The organism is Candidatus Phyllobacterium onerii, assembly GCF_028331445.1.
In the GTDB taxonomy this organism is placed as follows: domain Bacteria; phylum Pseudomonadota; class Alphaproteobacteria; order Rhizobiales; family Rhizobiaceae; genus Phyllobacterium; species Phyllobacterium onerii.
This window is the reverse complement of record NZ_JAQMHX010000006.1, coordinates 310,019-322,522: the sequence shown is the minus strand read 5'-3', so window position 1 is coordinate 322,522 and position 12,504 is coordinate 310,019. Positions and strand designations below refer to the sequence as shown.

14 protein-coding genes are annotated in these 12,504 nt (G+C 55.3%); 5 read left to right on the top strand and 9 right to left on the bottom strand.

All coding sequences use genetic code 11. The annotated features are described in order from the left end of the window. Window positions 1-97: 97 nt before the first annotated feature. Window positions 98-868: a hydroxyacylglutathione hydrolase gene (gloB, locus tag PHA01_RS16290; protein WP_271897249.1), complete on the top strand. Its 771-nt coding sequence runs from the start codon at window positions 98-100 to the stop codon at window positions 866-868. Beyond that, window positions 868-1,302 (top strand): cupin domain-containing protein, encoded by a 435-nt coding sequence (locus PHA01_RS16285; protein WP_417020976.1) that lies wholly within the window; start codon window positions 868-870, stop codon window positions 1,300-1,302. Before gloB ends, PHA01_RS16285 begins: the two co-directional genes overlap by 1 nt. Here PHA01_RS16285 and yddG read toward each other — a convergent pair. Together yddG and PHA01_RS16275 are read right to left on the bottom strand one after the other, a co-directional pair. Further along, window positions 1,266-2,159, bottom strand: coding sequence for an aromatic amino acid exporter YddG (gene yddG, locus PHA01_RS16280; RefSeq protein WP_271897247.1), 894 nt, complete (start codon window positions 2,157-2,159; stop codon window positions 1,266-1,268). The genes PHA01_RS16285 and yddG overlap by 37 nt on opposite strands. A 37-nt stretch (window positions 2,160-2,196) precedes the next feature. Then, complete coding sequence (locus PHA01_RS16275; protein WP_271897245.1) at window positions 2,197-3,003, bottom strand: DUF3108 domain-containing protein; 807 nt, start codon at window positions 3,001-3,003, stop codon at window positions 2,197-2,199. A 273-nt stretch (window positions 3,004-3,276) separates the two neighbouring features. On the opposite strand from PHA01_RS16275, the gene rpmB reads away from it, so the two are divergent. Together rpmB and PHA01_RS16265 are read left to right on the top strand one after the other, a co-directional pair. After that, on the top strand, window positions 3,277-3,576 hold the full coding sequence (rpmB, locus tag PHA01_RS16270; protein ID WP_112523551.1) for a 50S ribosomal protein L28: 300 nt from the start codon (window positions 3,277-3,279) through the stop codon (window positions 3,574-3,576). A gap of 80 nt (window positions 3,577-3,656) precedes the next feature. Continuing rightward, window positions 3,657-4,307: a queuosine precursor transporter gene (locus PHA01_RS16265; RefSeq protein WP_271897243.1), complete on the top strand. Its 651-nt coding sequence runs from the start codon at window positions 3,657-3,659 to the stop codon at window positions 4,305-4,307. On the opposite strand, the gene PHA01_RS16260 is transcribed toward PHA01_RS16265, so the two are convergent. From PHA01_RS16260 to PHA01_RS16245, 4 genes are all read right to left on the bottom strand, one after another. Further along, complete coding sequence (locus tag PHA01_RS16260; RefSeq protein WP_271897241.1) at window positions 4,280-5,293, bottom strand: esterase-like activity of phytase family protein; 1,014 nt, start codon at window positions 5,291-5,293, stop codon at window positions 4,280-4,282. The genes PHA01_RS16265 and PHA01_RS16260 overlap by 28 nt on opposite strands. 1 nt (window position 5,294) lies before the next feature. After that, window positions 5,295-7,184: a cobaltochelatase subunit CobT gene (gene cobT / locus PHA01_RS16255; protein WP_271897239.1), complete on the bottom strand. Its 1,890-nt coding sequence runs from the start codon at window positions 7,182-7,184 to the stop codon at window positions 5,295-5,297. Window positions 7,185-7,198: 14 nt separating this feature from the next. Next, window positions 7,199-8,185 carry a cobaltochelatase subunit CobS gene (gene cobS / locus PHA01_RS16250; protein ID WP_112523562.1) on the bottom strand — a complete coding sequence of 329 codons (987 nt, stop codon included), beginning with the start codon at window positions 8,183-8,185 and terminating at the stop codon, window positions 7,199-7,201. A gap of 86 nt (window positions 8,186-8,271) precedes the next feature. Continuing rightward, entirely contained in the window at window positions 8,272-8,925 is a 654-nt protein-coding gene (locus tag PHA01_RS16245; protein ID WP_112523565.1) for a J domain-containing protein, read from the bottom strand. Window positions 8,926-9,069: 144 nt separating this feature from the next. On the opposite strand from PHA01_RS16245, the gene PHA01_RS16240 reads away from it, so the two are divergent. After that, complete coding sequence (locus tag PHA01_RS16240) at window positions 9,070-9,372, top strand: BolA family protein (RefSeq protein ID WP_271897235.1); 303 nt, start codon at window positions 9,070-9,072, stop codon at window positions 9,370-9,372. 4 nt (window positions 9,373-9,376) lie between these two features. On the opposite strand, the gene PHA01_RS16235 is transcribed toward PHA01_RS16240, so the two are convergent. Genes PHA01_RS16235 through PHA01_RS16225 form a run of 3 tightly spaced genes read right to left on the bottom strand, consistent with a single transcriptional unit; the run spans window position 9,377 to window position 12,401 of the window. Then, window positions 9,377-10,660 (bottom strand): HlyC/CorC family transporter, encoded by a 1,284-nt coding sequence (locus PHA01_RS16235; protein WP_271897233.1) that lies wholly within the window; start codon window positions 10,658-10,660, stop codon window positions 9,377-9,379. Continuing rightward, entirely contained in the window at window positions 10,657-11,781 is a 1,125-nt protein-coding gene (aroB, locus tag PHA01_RS16230; RefSeq protein WP_271897231.1) for a 3-dehydroquinate synthase, read from the bottom strand. The genes PHA01_RS16235 and aroB overlap by 4 nt, the downstream gene beginning before the upstream one ends. Continuing rightward, complete coding sequence (locus tag PHA01_RS16225; RefSeq protein ID WP_417020975.1) at window positions 11,778-12,401, bottom strand: shikimate kinase; 624 nt, start codon at window positions 12,399-12,401, stop codon at window positions 11,778-11,780. Before PHA01_RS16225 ends, aroB begins: the two co-directional genes overlap by 4 nt. Between the last annotated feature and the right edge of the window lie 103 nt (window positions 12,402-12,504).

Genomic DNA, 12,504 nt, shown 5'->3' with positions numbered 1-12,504 from the left:
ACGTAACATGGAAGAAGAGAACATCAAGAAATGACATGGGTTGCAGGCTTGGCTGAACCGGGATTATCTTGCCCAGCAAAGAATGAAGAGAACGACCATGTCCCAATTGCAGATAGAACAATTCAACGCCCGCAGCGATAATTTCGGCGTGCTGATCCATGATCCTGAAACCGGCCTGACCGCGTCGATCGATGCGCCCGAAGAGCAGCCGATTCTTGACGCGCTCAAGCGCCGCGGCTGGAAACTGACCCATATTTTCACCACGCATCACCACACCGATCACGTCGAGGCCAATCTGGCGCTGAAGAAACGATTTGGCATGGAAATCATCGGACCGCAGGACGAAAAGGCGAAGATACCGGGTATTGACCGGGGCGTCCGGCACGGCGACCGCTTCAAGTTCGGCAATTTCGAGGTGGAGGTCATTTCCACGCCGGGGCACACCGCGGGCGAAATCTCCTTTCATATCCCTGCCGCCAAGGTTGCATTTACCGGCGACACCCTGTTTTCGCTCGGTTGCGGGCGGCTTTTCGAAGGAACGCCCGCAACCATGTTTAAGTCTTTGCAGCGGTTGATAGGACTGCCGGGTGAAACTCAAATCTATTGCGGCCACGAATATAGCGAGAGCAATGCGCGTTTTGCCCTGACCATCGACCCGGAAAACTCGGCGCTCAAGGAGCGGGCCAAGGAAATCAAGACTTTGCGGGAGGCAGACTTGCCGACACTGCCAACCACGCTCATGCGCGAGATGGCAACCAATCCGTTTCTTCGCTGGCATGATCCGGCAATCCGCAAAAACCTCGGGATGGAAAGCGCGACCGATGAGGCGGTTTTCGCTGAAATCCGCAAGCGCAAGGACAGCTTTTGATGGTGCTGACAGCAACCGAGATTCGCGAACACCTTGGGCTTCAACCGCATCCGGAAGGTGGCTTCTATGTCCAGACTTTCCGCGACAACGAGGGTGAGTGGCCGGAAGGCGGGCGCGGGCACTCGACGGCCATCTACTTCCTGCTCGAGGAAGGCCAAATCTCGGCCTGGCACCGCGTCAAGGATGCTGCCGAAGTCTGGCACTGGTATGGTGGCGCACCACTGCTTTTGACCCTGGCGACTGAGGGCTCACCACACGAAACCCATACGCTTGGACTTGATCTTGCCAATGGGCAGCGCCCGCAAGCCATTGTTCCGGCAGGACAATGGCAAATGGCCAAGAGCCTCGGCGCCTGGACACTTGTCGGGTGCACGGTAGCACCGGGATTTGATTTCGCTCAGTTCGAAATGGCGGAGCCCGGCTGGGAGCCCTGACGGCGCTTGAAGAGCATGTCCTTTGCTGCGATAACCGCGCCCAGCGTGATCAAGAGGCATGCGAGCATCACCCGCCCCGTTGGCTCCGTCACCCCCGCGATGATCAGCACAAGCGTTGAAAGCAGTGGTGCGGCATAGCTCGACGCACCGAGCACCTGGATATTCCCATGCTTTACGCCATAGTCCCAGACATAGAACGCCGCACCAACCGGAAATAGCCCAAGCCCAAGGACGGCGAGCCACTGGATGAGTCCGCCCGGCCACACCGTCTGCTCGAGCAGCAAGTGCGAAATCAGCGAAAGTAATGAAGTTGCTATGCAAAAGCCTGTCACAGCATCCGTTGGCACGTTGGAAAAGCGTCGCGACAACAGCGAATAGGCGGCCCATGTCAGTGCACAGAGACCCGCCATCGAGTACCCAAAGGCGAATTGCAGATCGAAGCCGAGGCCGCCACCTTTGGTTATGATCAGCACTGTTCCAGCCAAGCCCAGCAACGTGCCTAGAATGTGAAACCAGCGTAGCTTTTCACCCGGCATCAGAGCGGATCCCACAACGATGAAAAGCGGCCAGAGATAGGCGATAAGGCTGGCGTCGACAGCTGGAGCGTTACGTAGTGCCGTAAAATAGAGGAAGTGGTAGCCAAAGAGCCCGACAACACCGAGTAACCAGACCTTTGCGGGCTGGCGCAGATGCCTTGCAGCACCCGGCCGCCACAGCCAAGAGATCAACCCAAGGCTCGCACCGATAGCGAACGTCATCGCCGTCAACTGAAATGGCGGAACCTTACCCGACACATCAGTGAAAAGTGCGAGCATCGCCCACATGATGATCGCAAGGAAACCAACAAACGTAGCCAAAAAGTACCCCGGATTCGAAGACGGCTACCCGCCGTGTCTATTGCGTCTTTTCGAAACGGGTTGCGTAAACAGTCACCGTACCGATCTGTGTGCCGATTTTCGCCTGCACCGGTGAATAGATAGCGGACTTGCCGAGCGATGCAAAGGTGAGACTGATCTTGCTCGAGTTCTTCAGATATTCGATAGCTTTTCGCCCTGATTGATAGCCGGCGATCGGGACGAATTTGGCCAGACAAGTGATGGCATCACCCTTGAAACCCTCGGTCGCAAAGGGCTGCGCCCTGCCCGATGGAGAAAGTTTCAAGTCCACGCGCGTCTGGCCATCATAGAGATGCAATGTCTGCTTGCAGACCTGATCAAGGCTGCTTGCTGCGACCATCACGCCGGAAATCGGATCGGCAACAGATTGGAGGTCGGCAGGCTTCAGATCCACCCAGTTCTTCTTCCTGTTGATCGGAGGATCATTGGTGGTATTCGTGACATTGCCGTTGGTAAAGGCGATCGATGTGCTCTTGTTTCGGTTACCATGCCGGTATTTGACAACATAGGAATTCGGCACGGGCCCGGTCTCGGCGAACTGGCCAGTAACGTCCAGCTTGCCGTTGGTGTCGTCGAACAGGCTACCCAGCCCCGAGCTGGCAAGAGACCCGACAACTTTGTAAGCGTGATCATCTGTGACGCTGGTTGAAAAACTTGCCTTGGCTATCGACAATCCAAAGAGTGAAACGCGGTAATCTGTCTGATACGACTGGGCACCGTGCGCTGGATGCGCGCCCATCAGCGCTAGTGCAGCGAGCGGCACCAGCATTCGCGTTCGGCTGGCATACTGCCTATGGGCATTCATTCTCGTCATTCTTGTCCAACGCATCCCTGCAGTGATTGTTCGAGCGTATAAAGCAGGCAAAGTTGTGATAAACCTTACAACGCTGGCCTGTATTAGATATAAGTAGCGCCAAACTTGGCATAAGTGCACTTGACGCGCGCGGCCCATATCACTATAGAAACGCGACTTCCCAATAGGCCGCCCATCCGATAAGCGAGCCGCTGCACGGCAACGTGCGATGGTAGCAGGAAATATTCGGACAAAGGCGAATGAAAAATTTGAAGGTGAGACCAGATGTCCCGCACATGTGAATTGACCGCTAAGTCGGTGCAGTATGGTAACAACGTGAGCCACGCGAACAACAGAACGCGCCGCCGCTTCTTGCCGAATCTTTGCCACGTAACGCTGATCTCCGAAGCCCTCGGTCAGAGCTATCGCCTGCGCGTTTCGGCTCACGCCCTACGCAGCGTCGAGCATCGCGGTGGTCTGGATGCATTCCTGGTCAAGGCTGACGAGAAGGAGCTGTCGCAGCGCGCTCGTCTCCTGAAGCGCCAGATTGCCAAGAAGCTTCTCGAAGCTCCGGTCGCTGCTTAATCAGCAATCGCTTCTATTTCTAGTCGTCGAGGCCAGCAAATGCTGGCCTTATTGCTGGTTCCATTACCCAGGATAAAAAAATGCCGCTGCAACGCGCCTATACCTTTTCGGACTTTATTCTCCCCGTTATAGCCATGTGCGCGGTCGTTGCCGCGTCCAATATCCTTGTTCAGTATCCTTTTGATCATTTTGGATTGGGGGAAATCCTGACCTATGGCGCCTTTACCTACCCGATAGCCTTTCTGGTCAACGATCTTGCAAATCGCACATTCGGCCCGGCCTTTGCCCGGAAGGTCGTCTATGTGGGGTTTGCGATTGCCGTCGTCCTTTCTGTCTGGCTGGCAACACCGCGCATCGCTATCGCATCGGGCACGGCATTCCTGACAGCCCAGCTGCTGGACATCACCGTATTCAACAGATTGCGGCAGTTGACCTGGTGGAAGGCGCCTTTTGCTTCTGCCATCTTCGGTTCGCTGCTAGACACTTTGTTGTTTTTCTCGATCGCCTTTGCTGCAAACTTTTCCTGGATAGACACCGCGACAGGCCACGCCGATTCGTCACTCGCCATGCTGGTGCCGTTCCTTGGCCGGGAAATTCCATTGTGGATGTCGTTGGGTTTTGGCGATCTGATGGTAAAAATGTTCATGGCTGTCGTGATGCTGGTGCCCTACGGAGCGATCCTTGCAATATTCGCCCCCGCTATTTACTCGGCAAACCGGAATTCCAGATAGAGATTCCGTTGCAGGATGGAATGATTATCATCTGATACGAGTGATAGTCGGGTAGAACCGTCTGCCGTCTGCCAGACATCCAGCCCTTCCATATTGTCTATCTGGTTTCGCATGTCCGCCTGCAGGATGAATTCGCCGTCGACCGTAGCACCAGGTTTGATGCTTGCCGCGGGTATCCTTCGTATTCTAAGGACCACGCCGCTGGCTATGCTGAAGCGGCGCTCGAGCAGCAACAAATCACCATCGGGCAGGAAATCGCCATCGCTGACGTCGAAATCATCGCGGCGTTTGACAAAGAAAATACCTTTCTCCGGTCCTTCAAGAACTGCGGCAAACATATCGCCGGCTTTGTTGATGCTTTTCTCGGTTACGGCAATCCGTCCCCCGTGCAATGGGCTGGAGGCTGGTGAATAGGCTATCGTCTCTATGCCGCGGTTGTTGCGCAGTTCGTCGCGTGGGATCGGCAGAGGGACATTCTTTGGTGTCGACGCAAAGTTTTCTAGGTCCAGCACATATTCTGCAATCCGGTGAATACGCTCGAATGAGACGGTGACGGTATTGCCGTAAACGCTCATACCTTCGGCGTCGGAGTTCCATTTGCCCTCGACGGGAACACCCTCCTCGCTTTGAATCGGTGCCAAGCGAAAACTGCTGATCGATGCGGGTCTGCCCTCTTCATCGCGCTGCATCGTACCCGCATACCAGAAGCCAGTATCGGTGATGCCGAGAAATTTCTTTCCTGAATCCAGATAGCGAAACGCGGAAAGGCCGCCAAAGTCGGAACTTGCAGAGGTCATTTCCAGGCCGCCAACAAATTCAAGCTCCCCGAACCGTCTCTCGGACGAGCCGATGCGAAAATTGGAGACCACATGGGACTCGATGGTAGCTGGGGAAACGACCGCGTTTTCCTCCGCTGAAACCGGCATTGCAACGAGGAACACGAGGCAAAGCGATGCGCGCCGAAAAGCCAGCGCAGTTCGGTTCATGTTATCGCCGCACTGACTTTTTTGCGCTCTGTCGTTCCGGCTCTTCAAACAGTGAAGCCAGTTGTTCAGTCATGGCGCCGGCCAGTTCCTCCGCATCGACGATAGTAACAGCTCGGCGATAGTACCGGGTCACATCATGACCGATACCAATAGCGATCAGCTCAACTGGCGAACGTGTTTCGATCTCCTCGATCACAGCGCGCAAGTGCCGCTCAAGATAGTTGCCCGGATTGACCGAAAGAGTAGAATCATCAACCGGAGCGCCATCCGAGATCATCATCAGGATACGGCGCTGCTCAGGACGGCCCAGCAAGCGTTGGTGCGCCCATATCAGGGCTTCGCCGTCGATGTTCTCTTTCAGGAGGCCTTCACGCATCATCAGCCCCAAGTTGCGCCGTGAGCGACGCCATGGGGCGTCAGCACGCTTATAAACGATGTGGCGCAGGTCATTGAGACGCCCGGGATTGGCAGGCTTGCCACGTTCCAGCCAGGCTTCACGCGCCTGACCGCCTTTCCAGGCCTTGGTGGTGAACCCGAGGATTTCCACCTTCACACCGCAACGCTCCAGCGTCCTCGCCAGAATGTCCGCGCACGTAGCGGCAACGGTTATAGGCCGCCCGCGCATGGAACCGGAATTGTCGATGAGCAACGTCACGATCGTATCGCGGAAATCCGTGTCGCGTTCCTGCTTATAGGAAAGTGGTTGCGTTGGATCGATTACAATACGTACAAGACGGGCGCTATCGAGGTAACCCTCCTCCAGATCGAAGTCCCATGAGCGGTTTTGTTGCGCCATCAAGCGGCGTTGCAACTTGTTTGCCAAGCGTCCAACGACGGCAGAGAGATTGGCGAGTTGCTTATCGAGGAAGGCCCGCAGACGCTCCAGCTCGGCCTCGTCGCAAAGCTCTTCCGCATCGGTCGTTTCGTCGAATTCCTGCGTGAAAATCTTGTAGCCGCTCTCACTTCCGAGGTTGGAGAACGGCTGGTTGGGGCGCCGCGCCTCACCGGGGATCTCGGCATCCGCGTCCGAATCCTCGTCCATATCGTCAGACGAAGCGTCGGCGGCTTCGGTCTCGCCGGACTGGCTGTCGTCGCTGGATGTATCGGACTCATCATTCTCGGACGAATCGCTGCCCTCGTTCTCATCCGAACCGCCTTCGTTGTTTTCTTCCGGTTCGGGCGAGTCTTCGTTATTGTCCTGGCTGTCGTCTTCCTGGCTCTCCTGCGCCAGCTCTTCCGCCATCTCCATGGAAGCCAGCATCTCGCGTACGACGCGAGCGAAAGCGTTCTGATCATTGATCTTGGCGCCGAGATGGTCGAGGTCTGCCGCGGCTTTCTCCTCGATCCAGTCACGCCACAGGTCAAGCACATTGCCAGCTGATTCCGGCGCTTTGCGGCCCGTAAGCTTTTCACGGACCAATAGCGCCACGGCTTCTTCCAGCGGCGCCTCAGCTTTATCGGTTATTGCCGGGAAATTGGCCCGGGCATATTTGTCCGAAAGCATCGAAGTCAAGTTGTCGGCGACGCCATCCATACGCAGCGCACCGATGGCCTCGACGCGCGCCTGCTCGACCGCGTCAAAGATCGCCCTCGCCTGCTTGCCTTCAGGCGCCAGTGTCGCGTGAATACGGTCATTGTGACAAGCTTTGCGCAGCGCCATCGAGTCGCCGAGGCCGCGCGTGACCGCTACATCATTGGCAGTTGGGCGCTTGGGTAGATCGGGAAGCCGGGCACGATGACCGGTCAGGGCCGGCTTGTCGTTACCGAACCCGACTTCCATTTCATGGTCGCCGGCAATCGCACGCATGCATCCCGTAAGCGCGCGCTTGAAAGGCTCGGAATCAACCGGACCTTTGGGATTCGCACGTGAATTATCTCCGGAACCAGCCATCTTTATCGTGACGCTCAGCCAATGACCACATTGGCGGTCGATTCAGGCAGTTCCTTGCCAAATGCCCGCTGATAGAACTCGGCAACCAGCGGACGTTCGAGTTCGTCGCACTTGTTGAGGAAGGTCAGACGGAAAGCAAAACCTACGTCCTTGAAGATATCGGCATTTTCCGCCCATGTGATCACGGTACGTGGGCTCATGACAGTCGACAGGTCGCCATTGATGAACGCTGCGCGCGTCATATCAGCGACGCGCACCATCTTGGAGACGATCTCCTTGCCTTCCTTGTTCTGATAATGCTTGGCCTTGGCGGCAACGATAGCCGCCTCATTATCGTGCGGCAGATAGTTGAGGGTCGTCACAATGGACCAGCGGTCCATCTGCGCCTGATTGATCTGCTGCGTACCATGATAAAGGCCCGTCGTATCACCAAGGCCAACCGTATTGGCGGTCGCAAACAGACGAAAAGCGGGATGCGGGCGGATAACGCGACTTTGATCGAGTAGCGTCAGACGACCCGACGATTCGAGCACGCGCTGGATGACGAACATTACGTCCGGACGTCCCGCATCATACTCGTCGAATACAAGCGCGACATTATGCTGATAAGCCCAAGGCAGGATGCCGTCGCGGAATTCGGTGATCTGCATACCTTCCTTGACGACGATCGCATCCTTGCCAACAAGGTCGATACGGCTGACGTGGCTGTCCAGATTGACACGCACGCATGGCCAGTTAAGCCGTGCGGCGACCTGCTCGATATGGGTCGATTTGCCCGTACCGTGATAGCCGGAGACCATGACACGGCGATTGAAGGCAAAACCCGCGAGAATGGCCAGCGTGGTCTGTTTGTCGAAGAGATAGTCCGTGTCGATTTCCGGCACATAAGCGTCACCCGCCTTATAGGCAGGAACCATCATATCGGTTTCAAAACCAAACAATTTTGCAGCAGAAACCGTTGTATCCGGCAAATTCGCAATATCGCGATCAACCTTATTCATCATGCCTCCAGCGCGACTGCACGCGCAGACGCATAAAGATAGTTTGGAACCTCGCTGTGAGGTTCCGAATTCGGCTCAATCGTGGGTTAGCAGAAACCAGCCGCTTTGAGCAATTGATAGGCCTGGATTACGTCACGGAAACGATCCTCGGAAGCCCTGTCACCGCCATTAGCATCGGGGTGATGGATCTTCACAAGCTCTTTATAGCGCGACTTTATGTCTTCGCCAGTGGCTTTTGCGCCAAGCCCGAGCGTATCCAGTGCTTTCGACTCCAATGGCTTGAGCTTGCGGATATGGACCCGCGCCTCATTGAAAACGCTGTTGGGGTCCCGGAATCTGTTCTGATATGCCGCGCGACCCGAACGCAACTTCGAAAAATCCGGTGACGTCTTGGCGCTGGCGCTCGCTTGAGCACGCGTACTGGCGCTTGCGCCGGCTCCGCTTCCAGGTAACCCCGCAACGGTCCAGGTCGGGCGGTCGCCCGTCAAAGCTTCCTTCTGGTATCTGGCTACCTCGGCATCCGAGAGGCCAGAGAAATAATTATAACCCTTGTTGTACTCACGCACATGGTCGATGCAGAAATGGAAGAACTCGCCTTCCTTCTCACGCCCCACAGGAGCACGATGTGGTCCAGGCTTATCGCAACCGTCCCATTGGCAGACAGGTGTGCGCGATTTCTCCTCGTCCACCTTTTTCGGGCGGATGCGGATGCTGTCAAAATATTTCGAACTTGAGGTCATCGAATCAGAATCATCAACGGATCGGTTGGCGGAACAGGAATTGACATTTACCCATGGATAGACCTAACGCCTGAAATGGCGGTAAATTTGTGATCATGAATGGATTTGCCAAGTGAAACTACCATATGGGCGCAGGAGAACGAAATGTCCACTCAGTCGGTGATCGAAAACAAACTGACGCAGGCTTTTCATCCTGTTTCGTTGGCAGTCATCAATGAAAGCCATCTGCACGCCGGCCACCAACATTCTGACAGCGAGCATCATGGCACATTTGACGGTTCAGGCGAAACGCATTTTCGTGTGCGGATTGTCGCGGAGGCATTCGCCGGTATGTCGCGCGTTGCTCGCCATCGCGCCATCAATGATGTGCTACAGGACGAACTGAATGGCAGCGTCCACGCATTGGCACTCGAACCCGCAGCGCCCGGAGAGACAACACGCTCTTAAAGGCTCAACCCAGCTTGTCGTCATCCTCGATTGGTCGAATGCGCAGGCGCGTGATGCGGTTTTTTTCCCGCTTCAGGATTGTGAAACGCTTGCCGTGGAAGGTGAAAGCCTGTTTTTCTTTAGGAATGCTCTGTGTTTCGTGGATTACGAGACCGGCAATGGTCGTCGCTTCGGCGTCGGGCAAATGCCAATCCAAGGCCCGATTGAGATCGCGAATGGGGACTGAGCCGTCGACCAGCACTGAACCATCCGGTTGAGGACGGCAACCCTGCACATCGATGTCATGCTCATCGGCGATATCGCCAACAATCTCTTCGAGAATGTCTTCAAGAGTGATCAATCCTTGCACGTCGCCATATTCATCGACCACGATGGCGATATGCGCTTTGCGTCTCAGAAAGGCATTAAGCTGATCCTGAAGGCTTGTCGTATCCGGAACGAACCATGGCTTCGTCGCCACCTTCATGATGTTGATCTTGGAAAAGTCCCGATTGGCGTCGCGGATCGCCCGCACCAGATCCTTGGCATGAACAACGCCGACAATATTGTCGTTCGCGTCCTTCCAGACAGGAATCCGGGTATGATGACTCGCCAGGATTTCTGTAATGATGGTTTCGATGGGATCGTCTGCGTTGACCGAATCCATATCGGTCCGGTGGATCATAACGTCGTAGACTTCAAGTTCACGCAGGTCGAGAAGACCGCCGATCTGGTCCCGATCACCTTTAACGACAGAGCCTTCCTTGTGTAATAGATCGACAGTGCCCCGCAGTTCTTCCTGGGCTGACAACATTGACGTGCCTGCCGCAAGATTGATGCCGAACACTGCAAGAATCTGGCGAACGATCCAATTGATGAGATCAGAAAGGGGGCCGAACAGAAAGACGACTATCTGGGCGAACCGGACAAGGGCGAGCGAATTTCTATCGGGACTCGAAATAGCCCAGGACTTGGGCAACACCTCCGCGAAGATGACTAGCAAGACTGTCATTATCGCCGTGGCGTAGGCAACGCCAGCTTGGCCAAACAATGTTAGCAGCATACTCGTCGTCAACGATGAGGCTAGAATATTGATGAGGTTGTTGCCGATGAGCATGACACCAATAAGCCGGTCCCGCTTCTCTATCAGATTTTCCACTACGGCCGCGCGTTCGTCGCCGCGCTTGGACAAGCGATGCATACGTGCACGAGATACGGCTGTCAGAGCGGTCTCAGACCCTGAAAACAAGGCGGACATCAGGATCAAAAGGAATATGATTCCGCAAAAGATCCAGATTTCCAGGGTCATGTCGGATGTTTCTCCTGCAAAAAGCTTAGCACAGCGGATGGCGGCACGTCTTTTGCGATAAACGATTGGCCAATGCCGCGAGTCAAAATGAAAGTGAGCGCCCCGCGCGCTACCTTTTTATCTTGGGCAATATAGTCCATCAGTTTTTCCGCGGAGGGTAGTTCCCCGGGGATATCGTCTATGGAAACCGGGAGCCCGACGTGGCGCAGATGCGTTTCGACACGAACCGCATCGTCCGGGCTCGCCAGATTCATCTTTGCTGAAAACTGGTGGGCGAGAACCATTCCGATGGAGACCCCTTCGCCATGCACCAACCGCCCGGAATCGTAATTCGTCGCGGTTTCCAATGCATGGCCAAACGTATGGCCAAGATTGAGCAGCGCGCGATCTCCTGTTTCGCGTTCATCTCTGGCGACGACATCGGCTTTGGATTGGCATGATATGGCAATGGCCTCAGTGCGTTCGGGTCCACCAGCGAAAATCCCGCGCCAATTCTTTTCCAGCCAGACAAAAAAATCCGGCCGGTCGATCAGCCCGTATTTTGCAACTTCAGCGTAACCGGCACGGAACTCACGCGGAGTTAATGTGTCGAGCACATCCGTATCGGCCAGAACGAGTTGTGGCTGATAAAAGACGCCAACGAGGTTCTTGCCATGTGCAGTGTTGATACCCGTCTTGCCGCCAACGGACGAATCGACTTGCGCCAACAAAGATGTTGGTATCTGGATGAATCCCATACCGCGACGGGCAATGCCTGCCGCAAAACCGGCAAGGTCGCCAATGACACCGCCGCCGAAAGCAACCACGATATCGCCGCGCTCAAGACGCGCGGAAAGAATTGCATTGGTTACGGTTTCGAGTGTTGCAAAACCTTTGGATTTCTCCCCGGGTGCGACCAAGATGGGCGTAGAATCTATACCTGCAGCCGTCAGGCTTCGCGCGAGCCTATCGAGATGCAGACCTGCGACAGTCTCGTCGCTGACAATGGCGACACGCACCGATTTTGCCCGCTTTGCAATCTCGTATCCGGCCCGATCGATCAATCCGGCCCCGATGAGAATATCATAGGAACGATCCCCGAGCTTCACGGGTACAGTGGTAATGGTAACCGCTTCGGTCATGAACCGGATTCCTCATTGCTGCGGGGTGCGATGCCGTCAAGATGGCCGGCAATTGCCTGCATTGCTTCGAAGGCAATAATTTCCTTGTTTTCTTCGCGGGAGTTCACCACCAGATCGGCGATCGAATAAATCGGGTGGCGCTCGGTCATAAGCCGTTCCATCACACCTCGGGGATTATCGTTTTTCAAAAGCGGCCGGTTCTGTTTGCGCGCAACACGCGCCATCAGCACATCAAGTTCAGCTTTCAGCCAGAGCGAAATACCCTCCGAAGCGATAGCTTTGCGCGTAAGCTCATTCATATAAGCACCGCCGCCGGTCGCCAGCACGATCGGTCCATTTTCCAGCATGCGGGCAATAACACGCCGCTCGAGGTCCCGAAATTCGGCTTCTCCATAGGCTTCGAAAAGTTCTGGAATAGTCATGGTCGAGACTTTTTCGATTTCGTTGTCAGCGTCGAAGAATGGCAGTTCGACCAGTGCCGCCAGTTTTTTGCCGACTGTGGATTTGCCCGCGCCCATCAGTCCGATAAGCACGATGGACCTATGTCCGAGGCGCTCTCTGATGGACTTGGCAAGCTCCGCGATCTCGGCTGCCCCAACTATGTCTTCAGTCATATTCATAATTGCGTTTCGACAGGAAAACCGTGCTGTCGTCAAGCAAACTATGGCATTAGAAGACGCAAGCTTCATCAAATCATAAGGGTTTCCGCTGCAGGATTATGGA